Origin of the sequence: Caballeronia jiangsuensis, assembly GCF_046030135.1 — a bacterium.
Taxonomy (GTDB): domain Bacteria; phylum Pseudomonadota; class Gammaproteobacteria; order Burkholderiales; family Burkholderiaceae; genus Caballeronia; species Caballeronia jiangsuensis.
In genome coordinates this window covers 1-26,356 of record NZ_JAQQDB010000048.1, presented here as the reverse complement: position 1 = coordinate 26,356, position 26,356 = coordinate 1, and the positions used below count along the sequence as shown (strand labels likewise).

The 26,356-nt window shown below is 65.6% G+C and carries 25 protein-coding genes and 1 pseudogene; 10 read left to right on the top strand and 16 right to left on the bottom strand.

Annotation, left to right across the window (positions count from 1 at the left end; translation table 11 throughout):
• The first annotated feature begins 384 nt into the window (after positions 1-384).
• The 3 genes from PQR08_RS33070 to PQR08_RS33060 are packed head-to-tail and all read left to right on the top strand — an operon-like array spanning position 385 to position 3,142.
• Positions 385-1,518: an acyl-CoA dehydrogenase family protein gene (locus PQR08_RS33070; protein WP_238295631.1), complete on the top strand. Its 1,134-nt coding sequence runs from the start codon at positions 385-387 to the stop codon at positions 1,516-1,518.
• 2 nt (positions 1,519-1,520) lie between these two features.
• Positions 1,521-2,288 (top strand): 3-ketoacyl-ACP reductase, encoded by a 768-nt coding sequence (locus PQR08_RS33065; RefSeq protein WP_250484394.1) that lies wholly within the window; start codon positions 1,521-1,523, stop codon positions 2,286-2,288.
• 8 nt (positions 2,289-2,296) lie between these two features.
• Entirely contained in the window at positions 2,297-3,142 is an 846-nt protein-coding gene (locus PQR08_RS33060) for a sugar phosphate isomerase/epimerase family protein (RefSeq protein ID WP_250484395.1), read from the top strand.
• A gap of 12 nt (positions 3,143-3,154) precedes the next feature.
• Here the strand turns inward: PQR08_RS33060 and PQR08_RS33055 are convergent, their stop codons facing one another.
• The 15 genes from PQR08_RS33055 to PQR08_RS32985 form a co-directional block, all read right to left on the bottom strand.
• The gene (locus tag PQR08_RS33055; protein WP_250484396.1) at positions 3,155-4,744 is read right to left on the bottom strand and encodes an acyl CoA:acetate/3-ketoacid CoA transferase; all 1,590 of its coding nucleotides are present in this window, start codon (positions 4,742-4,744) and stop codon (positions 3,155-3,157) included.
• 13 nt (positions 4,745-4,757) lie between these two features.
• The gene (locus tag PQR08_RS33050) at positions 4,758-5,918 is read right to left on the bottom strand and encodes an acyl-CoA dehydrogenase family protein (RefSeq protein ID WP_250484397.1); all 1,161 of its coding nucleotides are present in this window, start codon (positions 5,916-5,918) and stop codon (positions 4,758-4,760) included.
• A gap of 12 nt (positions 5,919-5,930) precedes the next feature.
• The gene (locus PQR08_RS33045) at positions 5,931-7,478 is read right to left on the bottom strand and encodes a CoA-transferase (protein ID WP_250484398.1); all 1,548 of its coding nucleotides are present in this window, start codon (positions 7,476-7,478) and stop codon (positions 5,931-5,933) included.
• A 1-nt stretch (position 7,479) separates the two neighbouring features.
• Positions 7,480-7,944: a MaoC family dehydratase gene (locus tag PQR08_RS33040; protein ID WP_238213157.1), complete on the bottom strand. Its 465-nt coding sequence runs from the start codon at positions 7,942-7,944 to the stop codon at positions 7,480-7,482.
• Positions 7,945-7,977: 33 nt separating this feature from the next.
• On the bottom strand, positions 7,978-8,796 hold the full coding sequence (locus PQR08_RS33035) for an aldo/keto reductase (RefSeq protein WP_238295625.1): 819 nt from the start codon (positions 8,794-8,796) through the stop codon (positions 7,978-7,980).
• A 3-nt stretch (positions 8,797-8,799) separates the two neighbouring features.
• Positions 8,800-9,558 carry an enoyl-CoA hydratase/isomerase family protein gene (locus PQR08_RS33030; protein WP_250484399.1) on the bottom strand — a complete coding sequence of 253 codons (759 nt, stop codon included), beginning with the start codon at positions 9,556-9,558 and terminating at the stop codon, positions 8,800-8,802.
• 11 nt (positions 9,559-9,569) lie between these two features.
• Positions 9,570-10,736 (bottom strand): dihydrodipicolinate synthase family protein, encoded by a 1,167-nt coding sequence (locus PQR08_RS33025; protein WP_250484400.1) that lies wholly within the window; start codon positions 10,734-10,736, stop codon positions 9,570-9,572.
• A gap of 40 nt (positions 10,737-10,776) precedes the next feature.
• Positions 10,777-11,571 (bottom strand): 3-ketoacyl-ACP reductase, encoded by a 795-nt coding sequence (locus PQR08_RS33020; protein ID WP_187603351.1) that lies wholly within the window; start codon positions 11,569-11,571, stop codon positions 10,777-10,779.
• A complete protein-coding gene (locus PQR08_RS33015; protein WP_187603352.1) occupies positions 11,547-12,812 on the bottom strand; it encodes a TRAP transporter large permease in 1,266 nt (421 codons plus the stop codon). Before PQR08_RS33015 ends, PQR08_RS33020 begins: the two co-directional genes overlap by 25 nt.
• A complete protein-coding gene (locus tag PQR08_RS33010) occupies positions 12,809-13,369 on the bottom strand; it encodes a TRAP transporter small permease (RefSeq protein ID WP_250484401.1) in 561 nt (186 codons plus the stop codon). The genes PQR08_RS33015 and PQR08_RS33010 overlap by 4 nt, the downstream gene beginning before the upstream one ends.
• Positions 13,370-13,392: 23 nt before the next feature.
• Positions 13,393-14,376 (bottom strand): TRAP transporter substrate-binding protein, encoded by a 984-nt coding sequence (locus PQR08_RS33005; protein ID WP_187603354.1) that lies wholly within the window; start codon positions 14,374-14,376, stop codon positions 13,393-13,395.
• 248 nt (positions 14,377-14,624) lie between these two features.
• The gene (locus PQR08_RS33000; RefSeq protein ID WP_238213171.1) at positions 14,625-15,659 is read right to left on the bottom strand and encodes a LacI family DNA-binding transcriptional regulator; all 1,035 of its coding nucleotides are present in this window, start codon (positions 15,657-15,659) and stop codon (positions 14,625-14,627) included.
• A gap of 72 nt (positions 15,660-15,731) precedes the next feature.
• Entirely contained in the window at positions 15,732-16,547 is an 816-nt protein-coding gene (locus tag PQR08_RS32995) for a shikimate dehydrogenase family protein (RefSeq protein ID WP_250484402.1), read from the bottom strand.
• Positions 16,544-17,590 carry a Gfo/Idh/MocA family protein gene (locus PQR08_RS32990; protein WP_250484403.1) on the bottom strand — a complete coding sequence of 349 codons (1,047 nt, stop codon included), beginning with the start codon at positions 17,588-17,590 and terminating at the stop codon, positions 16,544-16,546. The genes PQR08_RS32995 and PQR08_RS32990 overlap by 4 nt, the downstream gene beginning before the upstream one ends.
• Positions 17,591-17,674: 84 nt before the next feature.
• The gene (locus PQR08_RS32985; protein WP_408163732.1) at positions 17,675-18,334 is read right to left on the bottom strand and encodes a TetR/AcrR family transcriptional regulator; all 660 of its coding nucleotides are present in this window, start codon (positions 18,332-18,334) and stop codon (positions 17,675-17,677) included.
• Positions 18,335-18,613: 279 nt separating this feature from the next.
• On the opposite strand from PQR08_RS32985, the gene PQR08_RS32980 reads away from it, so the two are divergent.
• From PQR08_RS32980 to PQR08_RS32950, 7 genes are all read left to right on the top strand, one after another.
• Complete coding sequence (locus PQR08_RS32980; RefSeq protein ID WP_250484404.1) at positions 18,614-19,369, top strand: enoyl-CoA hydratase/isomerase family protein; 756 nt, start codon at positions 18,614-18,616, stop codon at positions 19,367-19,369.
• Positions 19,370-19,484: 115 nt separating this feature from the next.
• The gene (locus PQR08_RS32975; protein WP_187603360.1) at positions 19,485-20,825 is read left to right on the top strand and encodes an MFS transporter; all 1,341 of its coding nucleotides are present in this window, start codon (positions 19,485-19,487) and stop codon (positions 20,823-20,825) included.
• Between the two features lie 45 nt (positions 20,826-20,870).
• Positions 20,871-22,475 (top strand): acyl CoA:acetate/3-ketoacid CoA transferase, encoded by a 1,605-nt coding sequence (locus PQR08_RS32970; protein ID WP_250484405.1) that lies wholly within the window; start codon positions 20,871-20,873, stop codon positions 22,473-22,475.
• Positions 22,472-23,332, top strand: a complete 861-nt coding sequence (locus PQR08_RS32965; protein ID WP_250484406.1) for a shikimate dehydrogenase family protein — start codon at positions 22,472-22,474, stop codon at positions 23,330-23,332. The genes PQR08_RS32970 and PQR08_RS32965 overlap by 4 nt, the downstream gene beginning before the upstream one ends.
• Before the next feature lie 16 nt (positions 23,333-23,348).
• Positions 23,349-24,506 carry a dihydrodipicolinate synthase family protein gene (locus PQR08_RS32960; RefSeq protein WP_250484407.1) on the top strand — a complete coding sequence of 386 codons (1,158 nt, stop codon included), beginning with the start codon at positions 23,349-23,351 and terminating at the stop codon, positions 24,504-24,506.
• 20 nt (positions 24,507-24,526) lie between these two features.
• The gene (locus PQR08_RS32955; RefSeq protein WP_250484408.1) at positions 24,527-25,366 is read left to right on the top strand and encodes a sugar phosphate isomerase/epimerase family protein; all 840 of its coding nucleotides are present in this window, start codon (positions 24,527-24,529) and stop codon (positions 25,364-25,366) included.
• A 34-nt stretch (positions 25,367-25,400) separates the two neighbouring features.
• Positions 25,401-25,889 (top strand): MaoC family dehydratase, encoded by a 489-nt coding sequence (locus PQR08_RS32950; protein ID WP_250484409.1) that lies wholly within the window; start codon positions 25,401-25,403, stop codon positions 25,887-25,889.
• Between the two features lie 114 nt (positions 25,890-26,003).
• On the opposite strand, the pseudogene PQR08_RS32945 reads toward PQR08_RS32950, so the two are convergent.
• A pseudogene (locus PQR08_RS32945) lies at positions 26,004-26,178 on the bottom strand (FAD-dependent oxidoreductase); the annotation flags it as partial.
• Positions 26,179-26,356: the final 178 nt, after the last annotated feature.

Below are 26,356 nucleotides of genomic sequence, written 5' to 3'. Positions count from 1 at the left end.
GGGTGGGGGGAAATCGCGACAAGATTGGTTGAGATCCAGCGTTGACTTGATTGCCGACACGCGACGGCGACGATCATGCAAAGGGCGTCTGACCTGCTACCTGCGGCGCACGCGGACTGGGAAAAAACGGGCAGAACAGGGGTTGATGCAATCCAGGAAGGCTAAAAAGGATGGCAGCACCGAGTTTTGTTAATACGATTTTCTGTATCGCAACGATACTCGGCGGGCTGAAAGTCGCTGTCAGCCGGCGTTTAAAAAGACCGATTCTCGACCCAGTCCTACATCCAAAACCTCCTCCACGACCTGCTTGCTAGATCGATCTAACAGGCATACAGTAACGTCACGTCAGCACAGCGAACACCGCGCATAACCAAGGGAGACGAGGTGATTCTTTCCACCGAGCATCAGCAAGTCGCGGACATGGCGCGGCGCTTCTCCAACGAAGTCATCCGGCCCGAAGCAGAGCGGCTGGACCGCGAAGAGTGCTTTCCGGCCGAGATATACCGGCAGATGGGCGAGACCGGCCTCTTCGGCATCACCGTGCCCGAGTCGATGGGCGGCGCGGGGCTCGACTGCCTCGCGTATTCAATCGTCATGGAAGAGCTGAGCCGCGGCTATTCGTCGGTGGCGGATCAGTGCGGGCTGGTCGAACTGCTCGGCACGCTGCTCGGCAAGCACGGTACGCCCGCGCAGATCGACCGCTGGCTCGGCTCGCTGGTGCGCGCGGAATCGAAGGGCGCGTACTGCATCACCGAGGCCGGGGCGGGGAGCGATGTATCCGGCGTGAAGACCACGGCCGTGCGCGATGGCGACGGCTGGTCGCTCAGCGGCTCGAAACTGTGGATACACAACGCGCCCGTCGCGGACGTGGCCCTCGTGCTTGCACGCACCGACCCCGACGCGGGCAAACGCGGCATGAGCATCTTCATCGTGGATTGCGCGTCGAAGGGCGTATCGCGCGGGCCGAAAGAGCACAAGCTCGGGCAGCGCGCATCGCAGGTAGGGGAACTGCATTTCGACGATGTGAAACTTCCCGCCGACGCACTGCTCGGCACTGAAGGGCGCGGCTTTCACATGATGATGAGCGTGCTCGAAAAAGGACGCGTGGGCATCGGCGCGCTGGCCGTGGGCATCATGCAGGCGGCGCTGGAGGCGGGTGTCGAACAGGCTAAGATGCGCAAGCAGTTCGGCCAGCCGATCGCCGAGTTTCAGGCCATCCAGTTCATTCTCGCCGACATGGCCAAGGACACCGAAGCAGCGCGCCTGCTCGTGCGCTCCGCGGCATCGAAAATGGATTCGGGCGTCGAGGCGACCGTCGCCGCGTCGATGGCGAAATGCTTCGCCGGGGACGCCGCCGTGCAGCACACGAGCAACGCCATCCAGATTTTCGGCGGCAGCGGCTACATTCGCGGCTATGAAGTCGAACGTCTCTATCGCGACGCCAAGATCACGCAAATCTACGAAGGCACGAACCAGATTCAGCGGATCATCATCGCGCGTCAATTGCTGAAGGCATGACCATGAGCAGAACCGCAATCGTCACCGGCGCCTCGCGCGGCATCGGGCGCGCCGTCGCGCTCTCGCTCGCCGCCGAAGGCTTCGATATCGCCGCCATCGCCTTGAACGACGCCGACCGGCTGCGCGCGCTGGAAGCCGAAGTCGAAGCGCTCGGGCGCCGTTGCGCGAGCTTCGATCTCGATATCGGCGATATCGACGCGCACGCGGGCGTGCTCGCCGCGATCAACGAGCGCCTCGGCGACATCGACTGCCTGGTGAACAACGCGGGTGTGTCCGTGCTAAGCCGCGGCGATCTGCTCGACGTGAACGCGCAAAGCTACGACCGCTGCTTCGACATCAACACGCGCGGCACGTTCTTTCTGACGCAGGCCGTCGCCAGGTCGATGACAGCGCAAGCGCCGGCCGCCGAAGGCGCGCGCAGCATCGTGTTCGTGACATCGTCGAATGCGGTGGTGGCGAGTGTCGAACGCGGCGAATACTGCATGTCCAAAAGCGCCTCGTCGATGGCCGCGCGTCTGTTCGCGTTGCGGCTGGCGTCGCATGGCATCGGCGTATTCGAGGTGCAGCCCGGACTGATCCTCACGGAGATGACCGCGCCGTCGAAGGGCAAGTACGATGCGCTGATCGCCGAAGGCATGACCGCCACGCCGCGCTGGGGCCAGCCCGAAGACGTGGCGCGCGTGATCCGCACCATGGCGGCGGGACTGCTGCCGTACACGGTGGCGCAGGAAGTGCGCGTCGACGGTGGGCTGATGATCCAGCGCTTCTGAGGAACACCATGCGCGACTTGAACGGACGCGGCGATCTCTGCTGCATCAATACCGGCACGCTGGGTTACCGCGAGCCGATCGAGATGACGGCCGCGCGCATCGCCGGGCAAGCTTTCGGCTGGATCACGCCGTGGCGTCAGGAAATCGACGAGACCAAGCCGCAGGCCGCAGCCAGCGCCATTCGCGCCGCGGGCCTCAAGGTCAACGCGTATTGCCGCACCGCGTATTTCGCGGCGAACGACGCGGCGGGGCGTCGCGCGGCGATCGATTCCAACCGCCGCGCACTGGAAACCGCCGCCGTGCTCGGCGCGCCGGTGCTGGTCGCGGTGGTGGGCGGTCTGCCGCCCGGTTCGCGCGATATCGACGATGCACGCGCGCAAATTCTCGACGGCCTCGCCGCGTTGCAGCCGACCATGCAGGAGACGGGCGTGCGCATCGCGCTGGAGCCGCTGCATCCCGTCTATGCCGCCGACCGCAGCCTGCTCAACACGCTCGATCAGGCGCTCGACTGGTGCGACACGCTCGATCCGTCGCGCGAGGGACATTTCGGCGTAGCCATCGACGCTTATCACGTGTGGTGGGACCCGGCGCTGATGCCGGCCATCGGGCGGGCGGCGGGGCGCATACTCGCGCTGCACGTCTGCGACTGGCTCGTCGAAACGCGCGATCCGCTTCAGGATCGCGGCATGATGGGCGATGGCGTGATCGACCTTCGCCGTCTGCGTGCGGCGGTCGAGCGCGCCGGTTTCGACGGTCCCGTCGAAGTGGAGATCTTCTCGCGGCTCGACTGGTGGGCGCGCCCCGCCGACGAGACCTTACGCATCTGCCGCGAGCGCCTGTTCGCGTGCTGCTGATGCTGCTCAGTTCTACGAGCGCTCGCGCGGCTTGAGCCGGAGTCCGAACGGCGCATCGGTGAAGAGCGCGGCGTCCATTGTGCGGAGATCGGGCGCGACCTTCAGCGCGATCTCGGCCTGGTCGAGAATGTCGCGTCGCAGGTCCACGCCGGGCGCGATTTCACACACGGTCAGACCGTCGTCCCTCGACTCGATGACGCAGCGCTCCGTCACGTACGTCACGCGCTGCCCGCGCTCGCGTCCGATACGGCCGCTGAAGGTGATCTGTTCGGTGGCTTGCACGAACTTGCGCGTGCGGCCTTCCGCGAGAATCGAAAGCGTGCCGCCGCCCACATCGAGTTTCGCGCCGGCCGTGAAGAAGCCCGAAAACACGATGCGTTTCGCATGCGCGGTGATATCGACGAAGCCGCCGCAACCGGCAGTCAGATACGGCTTCGATGCGAGCCGCGACACGTTCACGCTGCCGTCGCCATCGACCTGAAGAAAGGACAGCAGCGCGATATCGAATCCGCCGCCCTGAAAATACGTGAACTGATTCGGCGACGCCACGATGGCATCCGCGTTCGACGCGCAACCGAACGCGAATCCGAGCAAGGGCACGCCGCCGACCGCGCCCTGTTCGATCGCCCACGTCACCTCGCCATGCAGTCCTTCTTCCAGCAGAATGCGCGGCACATTCGCCGAAATGCCGAAGCCGAGATTGGCCGCGTAGCCGTGTGCGAGTTCCATCACGGCGCGGCGGGCGATGACCTTTTCCGGGCCCCAGGGCGTGCTGTCGAACGCACTCATCGGCAACGAGACTTCGCCGCTGATGGCGGGATCGTACGGCGTTTGCGTGGTCTGCCACTGATCCGCATCGACGACGATGTAATCGACCAGATTGCACGGCACGCGCACGTCCTGCGGCCGCAGCGTGCCGGACCTCGCCACGCGCTTGACCTGCGCGATCACGATGCCGCCGCTGTTGCGCGCGGCCAGTGCCTGATCGATGCCGCCCAGAAGCGCGCCTTCGTGCTCGTATGAGAGATTGCCGGCTTCGTCGGCGGTGGTCGCGCGAATGATCGCCACGCGCGGCGCGATGGCCGGGAAATACAGCCAGTCGCCGCCATCGAACGAGACCTTGCGCACGATCGGCTTCGCGCGCGCGGCGGCGTTCATCGCGCAGCCTTGCAGTTCGGGATCGACGAACGTGCCCATGCCGACCTTCGTCAGCACGCCGGGGCGGCGCGCGGCGGCGTCACGGTGCATGTCGAAGAGGATGCCGCTCGGAACGTTGTACGCCTCGATCTCGTTGTCGACGATCATGCGCCACACGTTGGGCATCGGCAGCGACGACGGCCCGCTCGGATACGATCCGGCCAGCGTGCGCGCGAGCAGCCCGCGCCGCGCGAGATGATCGATGCCCTTTACGCCGTACATGTCGCCCGCCGCGATCGGATTCAGCGTCGTGATGCCGCGCGGCCGTCCCTCGCGCTCGAAGCGCGCGCCGATGGCCGCGAGCACCTTGTCGGGACAACCCAGGCCGCTGGACGAACTGATGCTGACGATATCGCCGTCGTGAAGCAGTTGCGCGGCTGCGTCTGCGGAAATGACCTTGCTCATGGCGATGTCCGTCCTAGCGGTGAAGATCGAACAACGCCGCGCCGCGCTTCATCGCATGACGCGCGATGATGCCGCGATGAATCTCCGACGTCCCGTCGAAGATGCGATAGACGCGCGCATCGCGGTAGTAACGTTCGATGGCCAGCTCCTTGCAGAAGCCCATGCCGCCGAACACCTGCACCGCGCGGTCCACCACGCGGCCGAGCGTTTCCGACGCCTGCACCTTGACCATCGAGATCCACGCGCGCGCGTCCTGCCCGGCGTCCATCATCGCGGCGGTGTTGAGCAGCATGAGACGCGCCGCGCTGATCTCCATGACGCTGTCGGCGATGAGTTGCTGGATCATCTGAAAGTCGCCGATGCGCGTGCCGAACTGCCGCCGCTCGCCCGCATACCCGATCATCATCTCCAGGACATGCGTAGCCTTGCCGATGCCGCGCGCGCCGATCAGCGCGAGACGCACGCGGCCGAGCATGTTCATCGCCAGTCTGAAACCTTCGCCCTGGTTTCCGATGAGCGCCATCGGTTCCAGCGGGACATCGTCGAAGAAGAGTTCGTGATGCGGCGTGCCGCGCAGGCCCATCATCTGCTGATCTTTGCCGAGCGTGAAGCCGGGCAGGTTCTTGTCCACCGCGAACAACGAAATTTCCTTTTCGCCGGTGCGCGCCGAGACGAGGAAGAAGTCGCTCCATTGCGCATCGCTGATGAAGTGCTTGCTGCCGTTGAGCACCCAGCCGGACGCCGTCTTGCGCGCAGTGGTTCTGATGCCCTGTGCATCCGAACCAGCGCCCGTTTCGGTGATCGCGAGCCCGCACGTGCGCTCGCCCTCGACCGATGGCCTGAGCCAGCAGTCGATCTGTTCGCCTTCGCAGGCGAGCAGCGCGTCGTAGACGTTGCCGAACGCGCGCCGCACGAGAATGTCCGAGCTATGGCCGAACTGCTCCTCGCAGAGCATCGAATCGACGGTATTCAGGCCGCCGCCGCCCAGTTCGGCGGGCATGTTGACCGCGTACAGCCCGAGCGTGCGGGCGCGCTTTTGCAAACCCCGCGCGATGTCGCACGGCAGCGCGCCTTCGTCTTCCACCTGTTGTTCGAGCGGCTGCAACTCGGCGCGCACGAAGCGCCGCGCCGTCTCGACCATCATCTTCTGCGTGTCGCCGAGCGTGAAATCCATCGATATCTCCGGTCAGCCTTCGCTGGAAGCCGCCGCGTGCGACGCCTGCTCCGCGCGCTCGCGCAGCGACGGATGCAGCGCCACTTCGAACGGCATGCGCTCGAGCACGTCGCGCACGAGGTCCACGCCCGGCGCGACTTCGATCAGCCGCAAGCCCTCGGCGGCGAGTTCGAACACGGCGCGCTCGGTGATGTAGATCACCTGCTGGCCGTCGGCGCGCGCCCGCCTGCCGCTGAACGTGATGTGGCGCACCTGTGGCACGAGCTTCGGCACCGCGCCGTGGCGGCGGATATGCACCTGTCCGTCCGCGAGTTCCACGTCCAGTCCCTTCGCTTCGAACGTGCCGCAAAACACGACCTTGCGCGTGCGCTGCGTGATATCCACGAAGCCGCCCGGCCCGACGATGTTCTCGCCGAGCCACGACACGTTGACGTTGCCTTGCGCATCCAGTTCGCCCATGCCGAGAAAGGCGATGTCGATGCCGCCGCCGCTGAAGAAATCGAACTGGTCGTTGGACTTGAGGATTGCGCTCGCATGGCGCGTCGCGCCGAACAAATCGCCGCCGAGAAGCTCGCCGTTGTGGGAGCCCTGCTCGATGACCGTCCAGCTGATATCGACGCCCGCTGCGTGCGCCACGGCCGGAATGCCGTCGGGCAGGCCGTACCCGAAGTTGACGCACGCGCCCGGCACCAGCTCTTGCGCGGCGCGCTTCGCGATGATGTAGCGGATGCCTTGCGGCAAGGCGGGCGGCGTGCGCATGTCCGGCGCGGGCAGCTCGCCGCTGATGGCGGGATCGTAGGCTGCGCCGGTCGTCTGCTTCTGTTCGGCGTGGACGCAGATGTCATCGACGAGCACGCCCGGCACCGTCACCGCGCGCGCGGGCGTGATCGGCGCCGCCGATACGTCGCGGACCTGCGCGAACACGCGGCCGCCGCCATTGTGCGCGGCAAGCGCGGCGGCGAACGCATCGATGTCGGCGGGTTCCTCGCGTGACGTGAGATTGCCCTGCATGTCCGCAGTCGTGCCGCGCACGATCGCGAAATCGATCTCAAACGGCTTGTACCAGAGCAGTTCCTTGCCGCCGAGCGTGATGACTTCGACGAGATCGTCGCGTGCGCGGGCGTTGACGCGGCCGCCGCTGTGACGCGGATCGGCGAACGTGTCCAGACCGATGTGCGTCACCAGTCCATGCCGCCCCGCGCCCGCTTCGCGGATCAGCGTCTGAATGACGCCCGCGGGCATGGTGTACGCTTCGACGCGCTCTTCACGGGCGAGCTTCTGCATCGGCTTGGACCAGGTCCAGTGGCCGCCGACGACGCGCTTCACCATGCCTTCGTGCGCGAAGCGGCTTACGCCGCTAAAGAGCCCGTCGCCGATGCCGAGTCCGTGAATCAGCGTGAGATCGCGCGGATGCCCGGTCGTGAGAAAGCGCCGCTCGATGGCCGACGTGATGTGATCGGGTTCGACCAGACCGCCGCCCGAGCCGCTCAATACGACGACCGCGCCATCGAAGATCGCGGCGGCCATGACGTCCGGATCAGTCAGGTTTGCACGTTTCATTTCATTGTTCCTCGTGGCCCGTCCGCGCGCCCGCGCGGACCATCAGCACGTTGATGCCGTCCTGGATCAGCACGCCGTCCTGGTTGCGCACTTCCACCTGCAGACGCACGATGCCGCGATCGCCGCGCCGCGTCGGCCGCTTGTCGAGCACGGCGATGCGCCCCTGAATCCTGTCGCCGATCAGCACCGGCTTGTGAAAGCGATACGTCCATTCGAGCGTCGCGACGGCGGCCAGACGCGTGGCCGCGCGATTTTTCAGGCCATCGACCATCGCGAGGCACAAGAGGCCATGCGCGACGCGCCCCGAAAAGCCGACGCCGCGCGCGAATTCGTCGTCCATGTGGACATCGAAGAAATCGCCCGAAATGCCTGCGAACTGGACCACGTGGCTTTCCGTCACCACGATGCCCGAAGTCGCGAAGGCGAGACCCGGTTCGATCTCCTCGTAAAGCAGGGAATGGCTCATGTCGTTGTCCTTGTCGGCTATCCTGCGTCCCAGTCAGTCGAATTCCGGCGCATGCGGCACCCGATCCCGATTGACGATGCGGTGATTCGTCGCGTTCAGCGCGTCGATGCGTTCCATGTCGATGCTCGACAGCGTGAAGTCCATCACGTCGAAATTGGCCTCGATGTTCTTGCGCTGCGTGGACATGGTGTTGATCGGCACGCCTTTCTGGAGAATCCAGCGCAGCACGACCTGCGCGGCGCTCTTGCCGTATTGCGCGCCGATCTCGCCGAACAGCGGATACTTGAAGACTTCGCCGCGCGCGACCGAGCAATACGAGGACAGCGGAATGCCGGTTTCGGTCGCGGCGCGCAGCAAGATGCGCTGGTCCAGCAGCGGATGAAACTCGACCTGATTCGTGACGAGCGGCAGCGCCGTCGCGGCGCGGGCGGCGCGCATCATCGCGGCGGTGAAGTTGCTCACGCCGATATGCCGCGTCAGTCCCGCGCGCTGCGCCTGCTCGAGCCTTCGCACCGAAGGCCCGACATCGCCATCGGCGGGCGGCCAGTGCAGCAGGAGCATGTCGACCTGTTCGACCTTCAGCTTGTCGAGGCTTTCGCGCAGCGTCGGCATGAAGCGTTCGTCGGAATCGTTGGCGGGCGCGATTTTCGTGGTGATGCACAACTCGTCGCGCGGCACGCCGATCGCACGCAGCGCCGAGCCGACGCCGATTTCGTTGTCGTAGAGCTGCGCGGTGTCGATCGCGCGATAACCCGTTTCGATGGCGGCGGCGAGGGCGTCGTGCAGTTGCCGGCCCTGTAGCGGCCACGTGCCGAACGAGCGTTGATGCGTGCGCTGGAAGAGAACGTTCATGGTTTAGAAGACAGCGGTGGTTTTAGCGAAGAAGGCGTCGATGCCGCGTTGCGCGTCGGCGCTGTTGCGCACGTCGAGCGCGGCTTGCGGATAGGCGATGCGCGCGTCCTTGGCATCATCGAGAATCAGCGCCTTGGCGGAGGCGGCAGCGCGCGGCGACACCTCGCACAGCCGCGCGGTCCAGTCGGCGAGGTGTGCGCCGGCGTCTTGCGGCGCGCAGACGGCATTGAGGACGCCCCATTGCAGCGCGGTCGGTGCATCGATCTCGCGCGACAGCAGCACGGCTTCGAGCGCACGCGCGCGCCCCGCGATGCGCTGCAGGCGGTCGCCGCCTTCCCAGCCGGGAATCGCGCCGATGGCCACTTCCGGAAAGCGCAGCCGCGCGGCGCTCGTGGCGAGCCGCAGATCGCAGCACAGCGCAAGCTCCAGCCCGCCGCCGAAGCACAATCCTTCGATCAGCGCGACGCTCGGGCAGCGCAGTCGCTCGAAGCGCCGGAACGTTCCGTTGCCTTCGCCGACCCATTTGCGCGCGAACACCTCCGGCTCCAGCGCGGACCATTCGCGGATGTCCGCGCCCGAACTGAACGCGCCGCCTTCGGTGCCGCGCAGCACGACGGCACGAATGCGTTCGTCTTCTTCGATGTGCGCAATCTGCTCGTCGAGCGCGGCGAGTATTGCGAAATCGAGCGCGTTCGCCTTGCGCGGATTGCTCAGCTCCAACGTGAGCACGGCGCCGTCGCGGCGCGCGATAAGTTGTCCCATCGAATGTCTCCTCAGTCCTGGGACACGCCGTAGACGGCGAGAAAGCGCTTCATGCGCGCGACCGCGAGTTCCGGTTGGCGCAGCAGGCCGGCGGCCTCGGCGAGTTTGAAGAGATCGACGAAATAGGGCAGAGGGCGCATGGCCTGATGGCCCGCGAGCATCGTCATATGCGATTGATGGCCGTTCAGGAACGCGAGAAAGACAATGCCCGTCTTGTAGAAGCGCGTCGGCGCGCGAAAGATGTGGCGCGACAGCGGCACCGTGGGCGCGAGAATGGCGTGGAAGCGTTCGCGACGTCCCGCCGCGAGTTCGGCGAGCGCGGCCGAAGCGGCGGGCGCGATGCCATCGAAGATGCCGAGCAGCGCGTGCGAATAGCCTGCTTCGTCGCCGGCGATCAGTTCCGGGTAGTTGAAGTCGTCGCCCGTGTACATCTTCACGCCGGCGGGCAGCAGGCGGCGCATGTCGATCTCGCGCTGCTTGTCGAGCAGCGAGACCTTGATGCCGTCCACCTTCGCGGCGGATTCGCGCATGACTTCGAGCGCCACGTCGCGGGCGGCGGTGAGATCGTCCGTGCCCCAGTAGCCGGCGAGCGCGGGATCGAACATGTCGCCGAGCCAGTGCAGGATCACCGGCTGCTCCACCTGCGCCAGCACCCGGCGATACACCGTCGCGTAGTCCTCCGGCGTTCGCGCGATGCGGGCCAGCGCGCGGCTCGCCATCAGGATCAGCCGGCCGCCGGCCGTCTGGATGGCATCGACCTGTTGCAGATACGCGCTGATGACGGCATCGAGCGAATCGACGGATGCGGGATCGAGATGGTCCGTGCCGCAGCCGTTGAAGATCGGCACGCGGGCGTCGGCGAGTTCCGCGCGCGTGCGGCGAATCAGTTGCAGCGCTTCCTGCCAGCTCAGGCCCATGCCGCGCTGCGCGGTGTCCATCGCTTCGGCGATGCCGAGTCCAAGCCCCGCGAGATAGCGGCGATATTCGAGCGTCTTGTCCCAGTCGATCCGGCCGCCGTCGCAAGGATCGGCGTTCGCGAACGGATCGGCCACCACGTGCGCCGCCGACAGCGCGATGCGGTTGAAGGGCGCGGCATTGGGCACATCGGGGAGCGGCGTGCCGGCGAGCGTATAGCGTTCCAGCGCACCGGAAGAGGTAGGCAGTTCGAGGCTGTTCATGTCGCGTGACTCGCGCTTGAGTTGAAAAAGGACGGAAACCTCACAGACGGGGGATGGACAACGCGCCGTCGATATTCAGCACGCTTCCCGTGGCGAAACCCATGCGCCCGGACGCGAGCGCCGCCACCGCCGAGGCGACGTCCTGCGGCGTGCCCCAGCGCTGCATCGGCACGATGCCGCCGGCGATGCGTTCGTCGTACTGCGCGGCGACGGATTCGGTCATCGGCGTGCGGATGATGCCGGGCCGCACCTCGAATACGCCGATGCCGAGCGCCGCGAGGCGCAGCGCGAAAAGCCGCGTGAGCATGCCGAGACCCGCCTTCGACATGCAGTATTCGCCGCGCTCGATGGACGCCAGCTCCGCGCTCACCGACGACACCGTGACGATGGCGCGCGCATGCTCGTTGCCGCTCGACGCCATGTGCCGCGCCACCGCCTGAGTGAGAAAAAACGTTCCCCGCATGTTGATGTCCACCACCCGGTCATAGGACGATTCGCCGAGTTCGAGCAGGTCGCCGCGCCGGTCGGCGGACACGCCCGCGTTGTTGACGAGACAAGCGAGCGGCCCGCACGACGCGACGATGCGCCCGACGAGCGCCGGATGCGCGGCGCTGTCGGCGAGATCGTGCCGCCAGAAGCCCGCGCGGCCGCCGTGCGATTCGACGGCGGCGCAGGTGTCGTTCGCGCCGGTTTCGTCGATATCGACCAGCGCGAGGTCGAAGCCGCAGCGCGCCAGTTCCACCGCGATGGCCGCCCCGATGCCGCGCCGCGCGCCGGTCACGAGTGCGAGCGGCCGCGCCCGTTCGGGCGCTAGTACAGGAGACGAGGCAGCCATTCGGAGAATGCCGGCACGAAGGCGAGCAGCAGGATGGTGACGAACATGACGGCCATGAAGGGCAGCATCGGCCGGACCAGATTAACCATGCGGATATTGGCGACGCCGGTGACGATGAAGCAGGCCGTGCCGATCGGCGGCGTCACCAGCGAAATGCCGACGATGGCGATGGCGAGAATCGCGAAGTGAATGTCGCTGAAGCCCGCGTCCTGCGCGATGGGCAGAAACAGCGGAATCAGCAGGATGAGCGCGGGAATGCCGTCGAGCAGCGCGCCCAGCAGCCAGAACACCACGACGATGAACACCGTGAACACGATCTTGTGGCTGGTCAGTTGCGAGGCGAATTCCGCGACCTGTTCGCCCACCGAGTTGTAGGCCAGCATGTAGCCGAGAATCTGTGCGACGCCCACGAGCGACAGCACGATCGCGCTCGTGCGGCCCGCCTTGATCAGGATGCCGAGCCACGCGCGGCTGGGAATCGAGCGTTGCAGGAGCGTGATGATCGTCACGTAGGCGACCGCCGCCGCCGCCGATTCGGTCGCCGTGAAAAAGCCCATGAAAATGCCGCCGAGAATGATGATCGGCGCACCCAGCGCGGGAATGGCGAGCACGAACGCGCGGCCCAGTTCCGGCACGCTGAAGTGGACCGGCGCGACCGGCGGCTCCAGGCGCGCCCGGTACATGATGATGAGCATCTTCGTCACGCCGACCAGAATGGCGGGCAGCGTGGCCGCGAGAAAGAGCTTGGTGACCGACATGTTCGCCACCGTCGCGAGCACGATGATGGTGATCGACGGCGGAATCAGGATGCCCGTGCCCGCCGCCGCCGCGATGATCGCAGACGACCATTCCTTGCGGTAGCCGGCCTTTTCCATCGACGGGAGCATGGCGGAGCTGATCGCGGCGGCGTCGGCGTTCACCGAGCCGCTCAGGCCCGAGAACACCATCGTCGATGCCACTGCGCTCACGCCCAGTCCGCCCGGCACGCGGCCGACCAGCAGGTTCATGAAGTTGACGAGCCGGCCCGCCGAGCCGGAGTGGAACAGGATTTCGCCGGCGAGGATGAAAAGCGGCACGGCGAGCAGCGTGAACGAGTCCACGCCGTGATACATCGCCTGCGCGATATTGGTGAGCGGTAGGCCCTGCATCAAGCCGTCGATGGTGCCGACCGCGCCCAGCGACGCGATGATCGGCGCGCCGGCGAGCACGAACAGCGCGAGCAGTCCGATGGTCAGAATCATTGCGTCCTCGTTTCGGTATGTCCGTGGCCGCGATGCGCGCCGTTGTCGAGATCGACGTTCGCCGCGACGTCCCACGCATGCGCCGCGAGATGCACAAGCCCGAGCGCGCTGCCGGCCGGAATGGCGGCGAACGAGATCCACTGCGCAATGCCGCTCGGCGTGAGCTGATTGAAGCCGAGTTCCGTGAACTGCCAGCCGCCCCACGCGAGCGCGACGAGCAGAAAACCCATCAGCAGCATCTGCACGAGCGAGGCAAACGTGAGCCAGCGGCCGCTCAGCTTGTCCTCGAACAGTTCGAAGGCGACGTGCACCTTGTCGCGCACGCCCACCGCGATGCCGATGAACGTCATCCAGATCATCAGCGTGACGCTGATCTCGATGTTCCACGAAAGCGAAACGTGAAAGACGAAGCGGGACAGAATGCCCGCGAGCACGACGCAGAAGATCGCGAAAACCAGCACGGCGATCAGCAGATCTTCGGCGCTCGCGAGCACGCGAAACGCGCGGGTCTGATTGATGCCGTCGCGGTGCGCAGGCGAAAGCGGTTGAGGTTTCATGTCGGAGAACCTGTGGCTGAAGGTCAGAGATCCGGCAGATACGTCGCCAGTTCGGCGAAGTTCGAGCGGTACTTCGTGTAGATCGGCTTGACCGCCGTGCGGAACGCGGGAATGTTCGCGTCGTTGAAGGCCGCGCCGTTCTTCTTCGCTTCGGCGAGATACTTCGCGTCCGAAGCCATCCACAGTTCGCGCTCGTGCTGTTGCGCTTCGACGCCCGCCTGCTTCACGGCGTCGCGCTGTTTCGGGTCGAGCGCATCGAACCATTTCTTGCTGGCGAGCATCGGGTCGATGGAGAAGAAGTGATTCGTGTACGAGTAGTACTTGGCCACCTCGCTGTGATGCTGCTGCACGAAGAACGTGACGGAGTTCTCCGCGCCATCGACCACGCCTTGCTGCAGCGCGGAGTAGATCTGCGTGGTGTCGAGCGGCGTAGCCTGAGCGCCAAGCTGGTTGAAGGTGGCGATCATGATCTGATTACCCTGCGTGCGTACTTTCAGGCCCTTGAGATCGTCCGGTTCGTGAACGGCGCGCGTGCGGTTATAGACGCTGCGCTGGCCTGAATCGAACCAGCCCAGCAGCACGAAGCCGAGCTTGTCCAGAATGCCCGCGTACGCCTGGCCGAGCGCACCGTCCTGCGCCGCGTACAGCGACTTGCGATCGGGAAAGGCGAAGGGCATCGCGAACAGTCCGAGACGCTTGTCGTAGCCTTCCAGATCCGCGACGTTCGTGACCGTGATTTCGAGCGTGCCGTTGCGCAACTGCTCGTTCATGCGCGTGTGCGAGCCGAGGACGCCGTCGGGAAACACGCGCGCGTCGAAGCCGGTCGATTCCTTCAGCTTCTTCGCCATCACGTTCTCGGTGATGACTTCGGGATTGTGGCGATCCACGACATCGCCGATACGGATGGTCTGTCCGTCCGCCAGCGCGAGGCGCGGCATATAGCCCGCGGCGGCGGACGCGGCGGCGAGGATCAGCAGCTTGCGGCGGGAGAGCAGGTAGTCACGCATGAATCGGATTCCTATGGTTTTCATGTCCGTATCGCACTGCCGTATCGCACTACGACGAAAGTGCACGGAGGAGCGGCTGGAACTGACCGGAAGGCTGCCGCATGAACACGTCGTTGACGTGTGTTAGATCGATCTACTATGGGCGTAGATTAGGGGCTGCGCAGACGTGACGCAAGCGGATTTTGCCTAAGGGAAACCCGAACCGGGCGGCTCGGGAAAGTTCGGACGATGAGAAAGCGAGCCTGTTTTCAGGGCTTGCCGCGCGCGCCGCAGGTTCCGCGCACGATGAGCACCGGCTCCGACACGATGCGCGTCGGCGTGCGCGATGGCTCCGTCATGCGCTTGAGCAGCAGGTCGGCGGCGGTCTGGCCGATCTCGTCCTGCAAGACCTGTACCGTGGTGAGCGGCGGCTCCCACAGCGCGGCTTCGGGGACATCGTCGAAGCCGACGACACCGAAGTCCGCGCCCGGTTCGATGCCGTGCGCACGCAGGCCGAGCATCACGCCGAACGCGACGATATCGTTGCCGCACACGACCGCCGTCGGCGGATTCTTCAGGCGCAGAAGTTCGGTGATGATGCGCTTGCCGTCGGAGCGCGTGAGCGGCGACGGCACGATCAGCCGTTCGTCGAGCTTGATCTTCGCGGCGCGCAGGGCTTCGCGATAACCTTCGGCGCGGTCGCTGCCGGTGGAGGCGCGCATCACGCCGCCGATCATCGCGATACGGCGATGCCCGAGGCCGATCAGATGCGAGGTCGCGAGCGCCATGCCGCGCCGGTTGTCCACGCCCACGTAATCGGCCTGCAGGCCCGCCACATAGCGCGAGGCGAACACGCACGGAATGCCCCACGCGAGCACCTGACGCATCTGCGACGCCGTGGTGGACTCAGTCGGACAAACGATGAGACCATCGATGTTGTGCTGGCGCACCGTATCGAGAAAGCGGCTTTGCCGTTCGAGCGATTCGTCGGTGTTGCCGAGCAGCGTGATGAAACCTTGCGTGCTCAGGCTCGCCTCGATGGCGCGCACGAGCATCGTGAAATAAGGATTGGCGAGATCGTTGACGACCACGCCGACCGTGTGCGTCTGGTTGCTGCGCATGCCCGCTGCGTGGCGGTTGTAGACATAGCCTTTGCGCTTGAAGGCTTCGAGCACGCGCTCGCGCGTAGCCTCGGAAATGCGCGGGCTGTTGCGCAGAACGAGCGAGACCGTGGCGCGAGACAGGCCGAGATCGTTGGCGATGTCCAGCAGCGTGACGGGAGAACCTGGTTTGCCTCGGGACATTGGAACGGTCGATGAGTCGTATGCCCGGAGTGTATCCGAAACGGCCGGACGTTCCGCTGCCGGCGTCTTGCGTCACATCGGTGCGATGCCGAAGAACTCCGCGACGAGTTCCGCCTGATTCTCCAGCAGATGCCGGCCGAGATGGATGCGATGTCCGCGCTCTTCCGCCCGACAGAGCAGCGGCGTGCGCTCCGGCTTCATGATGATGTCGGCGACCAGCACATCGCGGCCGAGCCTGTCGATGGCGAACGGCAGCGGGTCGCCCGGCGCCATGCCGCACGGCGTGGCGTTCACCACCATATCGACGTCCTCGGGTTCGGCGCCGCCCGCGACGACGCGCACGTCCGGATACGCCCGCGCGATCTGCGCAACGAGCGCGTCCTGCTTCGCGCGATCCACATCGGTCAGTTGCAGCGAGCGCACGCCCGCGCGGGCGAGCGCATGCGCGAGCGCCTTTCCCGCGCCGCCCGCGCCCGCCTGAAACACCGCCATGCCGCGCGGCTCGTGGCCCTGTTTGCGCAGTCCGCGCGTGAAGCCTTCGCCGTCGTACATGTCACCTTCCCATTCGCCGTTTTCGGCGCGGCGCATGCAGTTGATCGCGCCCACTTGCTGCGCGGCGGGCAGCAGCCGGTCGACGAGTTCCGTCATCGCGATCTTGTGCGGCACGGTGACGACGATGCCGTCCAGATTGCCGACGGCCTTGAGTCCCGCGATCGCCGTCGCGAGCGAAGCCGCGGGAATCCGCATCGGCACGAGCACGGCATTGACGCCCATGCGCTGAAAGATGTCGTTGAACACGAGCGGCGAGCGCGCCTGCGCGATGGGATCGCCGACGATGGCGAAAAGGCGCGTATCGCCGGAGACGGCGGCATTGAGCGTGTGGGTCATGTTGGCGAGCCGGGCTTGACCGGCATGGGTCGACGATTCGCCGACGACGCGATGAGCGCATCGATCAGCAGGTGAACGGTGAGCGCGCTGCGCAGCGACGCGACCGGCTCGGCGCCGCGCGTGGCGGCATCGATGAAATTGGCCATGACCGCCCGATGCGCATGGTGCGAGAAGGCCATCGGATTCGCACCCGAACCGAGGGACGCCGTTTCGCCTTCCTCGATCACGGAGCCGTCCATGTAATGCACGACGAGCCTGCCGCCGCTGAGCGTAGCGCTGCCGTTCGCACCGCTGATCTCGATGCGTTCGTCGAAGCCGGGATACGCCGCCGTGCTCGCATGCAGCGACGCGACGCAGCCGCTGCCATAGCGCATGACGCCCGCGACCGTGTCCTCGCATTCCATGCGATGCGCGCGGCTGGTGATCGCGTAGGCGAACACTTCGTCGGGACAGCCGATGAGCCACAGGAACAGATCGAGCGTATGAATGGCCTGCGTCATCAGCACGCCGCCGCCGTCGCGGGCGAGCGTGCCGCGCCCGGGTTCGTCGTAATAGGATTGCGGACGCCACCACGGCACCGCGACGCTCGCGCTGTGGATGTCGCCGAGGGCGCGCGCATCGAGCAACTGGCGCAGCTTGCGTGAGGCATCGCGCGTGCGATGCTGCAACACCGTCGCCGCGACGATGCCGTGCCGCTCGCATGTGTCGGCCAGCTCGCGGGCGCGCGCGGTCGTGACATCGATCGGCTTTTCGATCAGCAGATGCTTGCCCGCCGCTGCGATCCTCGCGCCGAGCTCCAGATGCGTGTTCGGTGGCGTGAGCAGCAGCACGGCGTTCACGCGTGGATCGGCCAGCGCGGTGTCCAGATCGAGCGTGACGCGGGCGTGCGGCAGAGCATGCGCGAAGGCGCGCGCGCGGTCTTCGGAACGCGCGACGACATGGCGCACGGTCACCCGCTCCCGCAAGTCCAGAAGGCCCGCGAGATGCGGCGCGGATGCCATGCCCGCGCCCACGACGGCGATGCTGAAGGCGTTATCGCTCATGAATTTTCTCCGTACCGCGACAATAAGGTAGATCGATCTAATTGTCCAGCGCGCGGCACGTCCGCGATGCGCAAAAACGCTGGATTACTTCGTGTATTTCGCGAGCACGACGCGTGAGAACGAGTTCATGAATTGCTCGACGCGCTCGAAGCCCCCCGCGTCCTGGGCGAACACCGACAGGCTGTCGATCAGATGCGTGAGCAGGAAGATCAGGTCTTCCTTGGGCGTGTCGCGTTTGAGCTCGCCGCTGCGGCTCGCGTGCGCGACCGCGAACTCCACCGCGCCGTGGATTTCGGTGGTGAAGCCCGCGAGCGCGGCGCGCGCTTCGTCGGTGAGGACGTCGCTTTCGAGGCGCAGCCGGCCGATCAGGCTCCACGGCTTGCGCGTCTTGCCGGTGGGGTTGTACTTGCGAAAGCGATTGCGGTTGAAGGCGATTTCCGCCTGCACCTTTTCCTGCAAGGACATGGTTTCGTCGAGCCAGATATTCTTCTGACCTTCCGTTGCGCCGGCCACGTAATCCTTCACCACTTCCTCGACGAGACTGTTCTTGTTGCCGAAGTGATAGTGGATGTTGGTCGTCGTGATGCCGAGTTCCTTCGCGATCACGCCGAACGTCGTCTTGTGATAACCGTGCGCGATCAGAAGCCGCTTGGCCACGTCCTTGATGCTGTCGTACATGGAGGACCGCTGCCGGGTCGCTGGAGCCGTCTTGTCGGTTTTCGCGGGCTTCTCGGTCTGACTCAAGGTTTTCCCTCGGTGAGGATCGGTGTGGTGACTAAGCCTCATACGGGGCGAAGCAACGGCTGATTTTACACGACCCCTATCGGTCGGCCGCTTTCCTGCGTGTGCTTCGAGCGTCTTCCCATCCGCTGTGTCGCCTCGCATTTTTACCTCCTCGAAATTCCCGTTGCGCAACGTTTGAGATTGATGTTAATGTCCGCTCAAGCTACTTACTAGTAAGTAAGTATAAGGGAAAACACGAAAGGGACATGACTGCCACGGCAGTCGGTAAAAGGAGGCGCGATGCAGGAACAGATACTGATGCGCAAGCACGGTGCGGTGGCGGAGATCGTCATCAACCGGCCGGAGAAGATGAACGCGATCACGCCCGAGATGACGCAGACGCTCGTCGGCATCCGGCAGGACATCGAGCGCGACGAGACGGTTCGCGTGGTGCTGCTGCGCGGCGAAGGCGAACGCGCGTTCAGCGCGGGCAGCGATCTGCATTCGCTCAAGACCTACCGGAGCGCGTGGGAATTCCGCGCGCGCACCGATTACGCGATGGTCGTGCGCGATTTCACGAAGCCCGTGGTCGCCGCACTGAAGGGCTGGGTGCTCGGAGGCGGACTGGAAATGATGCTCGGCGCCGATATCCGCGTGGCCGGCCGGAGCGCGAAGTTCGGCGCGCCAGAAGTGCTGCGCGGCTGGGTGGGCGGCGGCGGCGCCTCGCAGATGCTGCCGCGTCTGGTCGGCTACGGACAGGCGATGCGCCTCCTGCTGACCGGCGACACCATCGATGCGGACGAGGCACGCAGTATCGGCCTGGTCGAGATGGTGGTGGACGACGAGGCCGTCGTCGATCACGCCATGTCGCTGTGCCGCAAGATGGCCGAGTTCAGCCCGATCGCCACGCAGTCGGTGAAGGCAGCGGTGCGCGCGGCGCTCTCCATGAGCGTGGACCAAGGCATCCGCTACGAGAACGAGCTCACCTCGCTCTGCTTCGCATCGGGCAATTACGAGGAGGGCGCCAGCGCGTTCGGCAATCGCGGCCGGAGCTGATTCACGAGATCGACACGATCGACACGATCAGCAGCGAAACCGTCAACGGATGCCGTGACCTTCAGGCGCGCGGCGTCGCACACGAGATCAGACAAGAAAAGCAGGAGACAGCGCCATGCAACCAGCACTCGCGCGGGCAGACCGCAGGAACATCCGGCGCGCCGTATTCGCGTCCACGCTCGGAACCATCATCGAATGGTACGACTATGGGCTTTATGCGGCGGCATCGGGCCTCATCATCAACAAGCTGTTCTTTCCGCATTTGTCGTCGCTGGCGGGCACGCTCGCCGCGTTCGCGACGTTCGCGGTGGGCTTCATCATCCGGCCGCTGGGCGGCATCGTCATTTCCCACATCGGCGATAAGTACGGCCGCAAGCCCGCGCTCGTCTTCTGCGTGACGATCATGGGCGCGGCGACCGTCGGCCTCGGGTTGTTGCCGACCTGGCAGCAGGCGGGCATCCTCGCGCCAATTCTGCTCGTGCTCTTGCGCATGATGCAGGGCTTCGGCGCGGGCGCTGAACTCGCGGGCGCGATCACGCTGATCGCCGAATACACGCCGCCGAGCCGCCGCGCATTCTTCACGTCGATTCCGAACGCCGCGACCAACTTCGGCGTGATGATCGCCATCGCCACCTTCCTGATGATTTCGTACGTGCCCGAGGACATTCTCTTCTCGTGGGTGTGGCGCGTGCCGTTCCTGTTGTCGCTCGCGCTGTTCGGGGTCGCCATCTACATTCGTTCGAAACTCGACGAAACGCCCGAGTACGTCGCCGCGATGGAGAAGGCGAGCGAGCAGGCCAAGGCCGGGAAAGTGCCCGTGGCCGAGCTGTTCCGCAACAGCCGGCGCGAACTGCTGTGCGGCTTCTTCGCGATGGGCGGCCATCAGGCGCTGTCGTACGTGCTCAACACCTTCGCGCTGAGCTACATGACGAACACCGTGGGCATGGCGAAGGCGGACAGTTTAGTCGTGCTTATCATCGCGCTCGGCTTTTCGCTGTTCTGCGCGCCCGTCGGCGGCATGCTCGCGGACAAGTACGGCAGCGGCAACGTATTCGCCGCCGGCGCGATGATCGCGCTCGCACTCGTGTGGCCGCTCTTCCAGGCGATCGATTCGAAGGACGTCGTGCTCGCCACCATCGCGATGAGCGCAGTCTACGGCATCAGCTGGGGCTGCACGTGCGGCGCGCAGGGCGCGTTCCTCTCCAACCTGTTTCCGACCCAGTACCGCTTTTCCGGCATCGCCATGTGCCGCGAGTTTTCGGGCGCGTTCATCGGCGGGCCGACGCCTTTCATCGCGACGGCGCTGGTCGCCTATGCCGACGGCAAGCCGACCTACGTGATGCTGTACCTCGCCGCGTTCTGCCTGTTCACGCTGATCGCCGCGCTGCTCGGCAAGCATCTTTCGCGTCACCGCGACGACGAGCAGGTATTCGCGGAATCGCGCTCGGCGGCATAGCAGCGGCACGCATCGACAGACACAGAAAACACCGGAGCAGAGAACATGCAAATTTTGACCGCCGACCAGGCTGCATCCCTCCTGAAGGACGGCGACACGTTGATGATCGGGGGATCGGGAAGCGGACACGCCGTGCCCGAATCGCTCATCGAGGCGCTCGAGCGCCGCTTTCTCGCGCAGGGCGAGCCGCGCCGGATCACGTCCGTGCATCCGGTCGGTCTCGGCGATCGCGGCGAGCGAGGCGCATCGCGGCTCGCGCATGCGGGACTGCTCAAGCGCGTCGTGTGCGGCACGCTGGTCGATTCGCCGGCGCTCGCGCAGATGGCGCTCAACAAGGAAGTCGAAGCGTGGACGCTGCCGCAGGGTGCGCTGTCGCAACTCACGCGCGAAATGGCGGCGGGAAGGCCGGGACTCGTCAGCCACGTCGGCCTGCATACCTTCGTCGATCCGCGCAACGGCGGCGGCCTGCAAGGTGCGCCGAGCGACGACGAGCTCGTGAGCCTGATCGAGATCGAAGGGCGCGAGTGGCTGTTCTACAAGCCTTTCGAAGTCGATGTCGCGTTTCTGCGCGGCACGACCGCCGACGAAGACGGCAACGTATCGATGGAGCACGAAGCCGTGTTCGCCGACATGCTTTCGATGGCGCAGGCGACCCGGCGCAACGGCGGCCTCGTGATCGTGCAGGTCAAGCGGCTCGCGCGGCGCGGCACGCTGCCCGCCAAGACGGTGAAGATTCCCGGCATGCTGGTGGATGCGGTGGTCGTCGAACCGGATCAGCCGGTGACCTACCAGACCGCCTACGATCCCGCCTTCACCGGCGAACTGCGCATCCCGCTCGGCGGCTTTCCGCGCCTGCCGCTCGACGAACGCAAGATCATCGCGCGGCGTCTCGCGATGGAACTGCGCGTCGGCGCGGTGTGCAACGTGGGTTCCGGCGTGTGCACGGGCATCGGGCTCGTCGCGGCGGAAGAGGACGTGCTGCATCACATCGTGCTGACCAACGAGCAAGGGCTGATCGGCGGCGCACCTGCCGCGGGTCTGGACGCGGGCGCGGCGCGCAACTACAGCGCCATCGTGGACATGCCCTATCAGTTCGATTTCTACGATGGCGGCGGCATCGACATCGCGTTTCTTTCCGCCGTGGAAATCGACGCGCGGGGCAGCGTGAACATCAGCCGCTTCGCGAACAAGCTGATCGGTGTGGGAGGGTTCATCAACATCAGCCAGAATGCGCGCAAGATGGTGTTCGGCGGCACGTTCACGGCGGGCAGCCTGCAAGTGTCGTGCGAAGGCGGGCAGTTGCAGATCCTCAAGGAAGGCGCGCACCGCAAGTTCGTGTCGAAGCTTCAGCAGGTGTCGTACAGCGGGCCGTACGCGCAGGAACGCAACCAGACGACGCTCTTCGTCACCGAGCGCGCGGTGTTTCGCGCCATCGAGGGTGCGCTGGAACTGATCGAGATCGCGCCGGGCATCGATCTCGAACGCGACGTGCTTGCGCGCATGGCGTTCAGGCCGGTCATCTCGCCCGATCTCAAGCTTATGGACGAACGCCTGTTCCGCCCCGAGCCGATGGGCCTCGCTGCCGCGATGGACGCACAGTCGTGGCCGCGTCATGCGCGCCTCGCCGGTTTCGCGGAGGGACAGCGGTGACGCCACCAGCCACGCGCAAGCGTCGCATCGGCGGGGCGACGCGCTTGTTCGGCATCGTCGGCAATCCGGTGACGCAGGTGAAAACGCCGCAATTGATGAACGCGCTGTTCGAAGCGGGCGGCATCGATGCGGTCTGCCTGCCGTTCGATGTCCCCGTGAATGTGTTCGAGCCGGCCGTCGCCGGGCTTCAGGCGCTCGGCAACGTCGACGGGCTCGTCGTCACGGTGCCGCACAAGGTGCGCGCCATGTCGATGGTCGATGAAGTCTCCGACACCGCCCGCCGCGTCGGCGCGATCAATGTCATGCGCGAGCGTCCCGACGGAAGCTGGTTCGGCGACATGTTCGACGGCACCGGCCTCGTGCTGGGCCTGAAGCGCATCGGTTTCGAGGTGCGCGGCAAGCATGTGAAGCAGCTCGGCGCGGGCGGCGCGGGCGCGGCGGTGGCGCATGCGCTGGCGGAAGCGGGCGCGGCGAGCATCGCGCTTGCCGATCCGCAGCGCGAGTTGCCCGAGCAACTGGCGACGCGGCTGAACCGGTTCTATCCGGGCTGCCCGGCGAGCGTCGATATCGATCCGGCGAATCTCGCGGGCATCGATCTGCTCGTCAACTGCTCGCCGGTCGGCATGCGGCCGGGTGACGGCATGCCGGCGGCGTTCGGCGCGTTCTCGCCGGCGCTTCACGTGGTCGACATCATCATGACGCCCGCCGAGACCCCGCTGCTCGAACATGCGCGGCAGTGCGGCTGCCGCGCGACCAACGGCCGGCCGATGATCGAAGGACAACTCGCGGCGTTCGCGACGTTCTTCGGCATCGAAATGCCCGCCTCGTTTTCATGTTTCACCGACGAGCACGCCTGAGCGCGCCACCACCATCATGCAAATCGTTCTTCCGGCCGCTTCCGGCCAGTTCGACACCTACACGCTCAAGGGCGACCCGATCGGCGGTGCGCCGGCGGGCGCGACGTTCAACCGCATCGCGTATTCGGCGGCGCATGTCGTCGCTGATCCGCATCGCAGCGGCGAATTGAATCAGCCTGCCGCGCTCGACTGGCCGCGCACCATCGAATACCGGCGCTATCTGATCGGGCAGGGCCTCGGCGTTGCCGAAGCGATGGATACCGCGCAGCGCGGCATGGGTCTATCGTGGGAAATCGCGCTTGAACTCGTGCAACGTACGATGGCCGAAACGCGCGACATGCCTAACGCGCTGATCGCGTCGGGCTGCGGCACCGACCATCTTCCCGCGCATGCGGCGACGTCGTGCGATGACGTGATTCGCGCCTATGCGATGCAGCTCGACGCCATTCAGCGCACCGGCAGCCGCGTGATCCTGATGGCGAGCCGCGCGCTCGCACGCGTGGCGCGGCATCGCGACGACTATCTGCGGGTCTACCGCGAAGTGCTTGCGATGTGCGAACAGCCCGTGATTCTGCACTGGCTCGGCGACATGTTCGATCCCGAGCTCAAGGGCTATTGGGGCAGCGACGACCTCGACGAAGCCGCCGATGCCTGCCTCGCAGTGATCGCGGAGAACGCGCAGAAAATCGACGGCATCAAGATTTCGCTGCTCGACGATGCGCGCGAGATCGCGTTCCGCCGCCGTCTGCCCGAAGGCGTCAAGATGTATACGGGCGACGACTTCAACTATCCGTCGCTCATCAAGGGCGACGAAGCGGGCTTTTCGCACGCGCTGCTCGGCATTTTCGATGCGATCGCGCCCGCCGCGTCGCAGGCGCTCGCCGCGCTCGCCAGCGGCGATATCGGGCGATACGAGCGCGTGCTCGAACCCACGGTCGCGCTCTCGCGGCACATCTTTCGCGCGCCGACGCAGTACTACAAGACGGGCGTCGTCTTTCTCGCGTACCTGAACGGATTCCAGCCGCACTTCTTCATGCCGGGCGGCCATCATGGCGCGCGTCCGCCGCTCTACCTCGCGGATGTGTTCCGTCTCGCCGATGCCGCCAACCTCCTGCGCGATCCGGAGCTCGCGGTGCATCGCATGCGGCTCGTCATGCAGACTTTCGGCCTGTGAACGATGCAAGGGAGCGCGAGATGGATTCACTAAAACGATGCGCCATCAATACCGCGACGCTCGGACATCGCGAATCGCTCGATGTCACGCTGGAGCGCATCGCGCGCGCGGGCTTCGGCGGCGTCGCGCCGTGGCGGCACGAGGTCGAGGCAATCGGCGCGCGAGCGGTCGCGCGCCGGCTTCGCGCGCTGCAACTCACGGTCACCGGCTATTGCCGCTCGACGTATCTGACCGGCGCGACGCCAGCGGACCGGCGCGCGAGCATCGACGGCAATCTCGCGGCGCTGCACGATGCCGCCGAACTCGACGCGCGCTGTTTCGTGCTCGTCGTGGGCGGCGTGAACGCGAACGGGCGCGATCTGGCGGGCGCGCGTGCTCAGGTCGACGAGGGCATCGCGCGTTTGCTCGAAGAGGCGCGCAAGCTGAAGGTGCCGCTTGCCATCGAGCCTTTGCATCCGATGTACGCGGCGGACCGTTCCGTCGTCAATACGATCGGGCAAGCGCTCGCGATGTGCGAACGCATCGCGCCGGACGATCCGTCGATGCTGGGCATCGCCATCGACGTGTATCACTGCTGGTGGGACCCGCTGCTGTCGGCGTCGATCGCGGCGGCGGGCCGCGCGCGGCGGATTCTCGCGTATCACGTGTGCGACTGGCACGCCGACACGAAGGACATGCTGATGGATCGCGGCATGATGGGCGACGGCGTCATCGATCTGGCGGGCTTTCGGCGCGAGATGGAAGATGCGGGCTACGCCGGCATGATGGAAGTCGAAATCTTTTCGCGCGACCGATGGTGGAAGGTCGCGCCGGACGAAGTGCTGGCCGTATGCGCGCAGCGCCTGCAATCGGTTTGCTGACGACAACAGAGACGACAGAGACAAGAGACAGAACATGACCCAGGCAATCAACGAAGACGCGCGCACGGGACGTCTGCTTCCGGCGGGCAAATACGACCTCAACGACATCGAGCCCGGCGATCACTACGTCACCTCGGGGATGACGATAACGGAGTCGCACGTCGTCAACTACGCGGGCGTCTCGGGCGATCTGTACGACCTGCATATGGACGATGTCGCCGCGCAGGAGGCGGGCTTTCCAGGACGTATCGCGCATGGATTGCTCGGACTCGCGCTGGCCGACGGCCTCAAGACGCGCAGCGACGTCCGCTTCAGCGCACTCGCGACGTTGAGCTGGAACTGGGCGTTTCGCGCGCCGCTGATGATCGGCGATCGAATTCAGGTGCGTATCGAAGTCGTCGAGAAGCGCGTTACCAAACGAACCGACCGCGGCATCGCGACGTTGAAGCTGACCGTGCTGAATCAGCACGGAGCGGTGCTTCAGGACGGGCAAACGCTGTTGCTGATGGCGAATCGGGATTAGCGTATCGGTCGACGCATTCCGCACGGCGAGTTCGTGTTTTCGCCGTTCGCTCGATCAGAACCGATCCGCACGAAACGGACGCGGGTCCACGAGCGGATGCTCGCCGGTCTTCATCTAGGCGATGATGCGTCCGGTGATCGGGGCCGAGCGTGAGCCCGTGGTGCGCGTGACCGAATGCGAACCACAAATTTGCATGGCGCGGCGCCGGGCCGACCACGGGCATTATGTCAGGCGTGCATGGTCGGCGCCCGAGCCAAGGCTCGGCGTCGAGGCGCCCGCCGAGCGGGAACGGCCGTGTAGAAGGCCGTCGTGGAACTGGACAAATCGCTCGCCGTCAGGCTGCTGCTGCGTTCGGCGCGCGTTCACTGCACGTTGGAAAAAGTCAACGGCGCGAGTGGTGGAGTTCTCGGCAATTCGAAACGGTGTCGGGATAACCTAACGAGTTTACATAAACCTAATTATCGAAT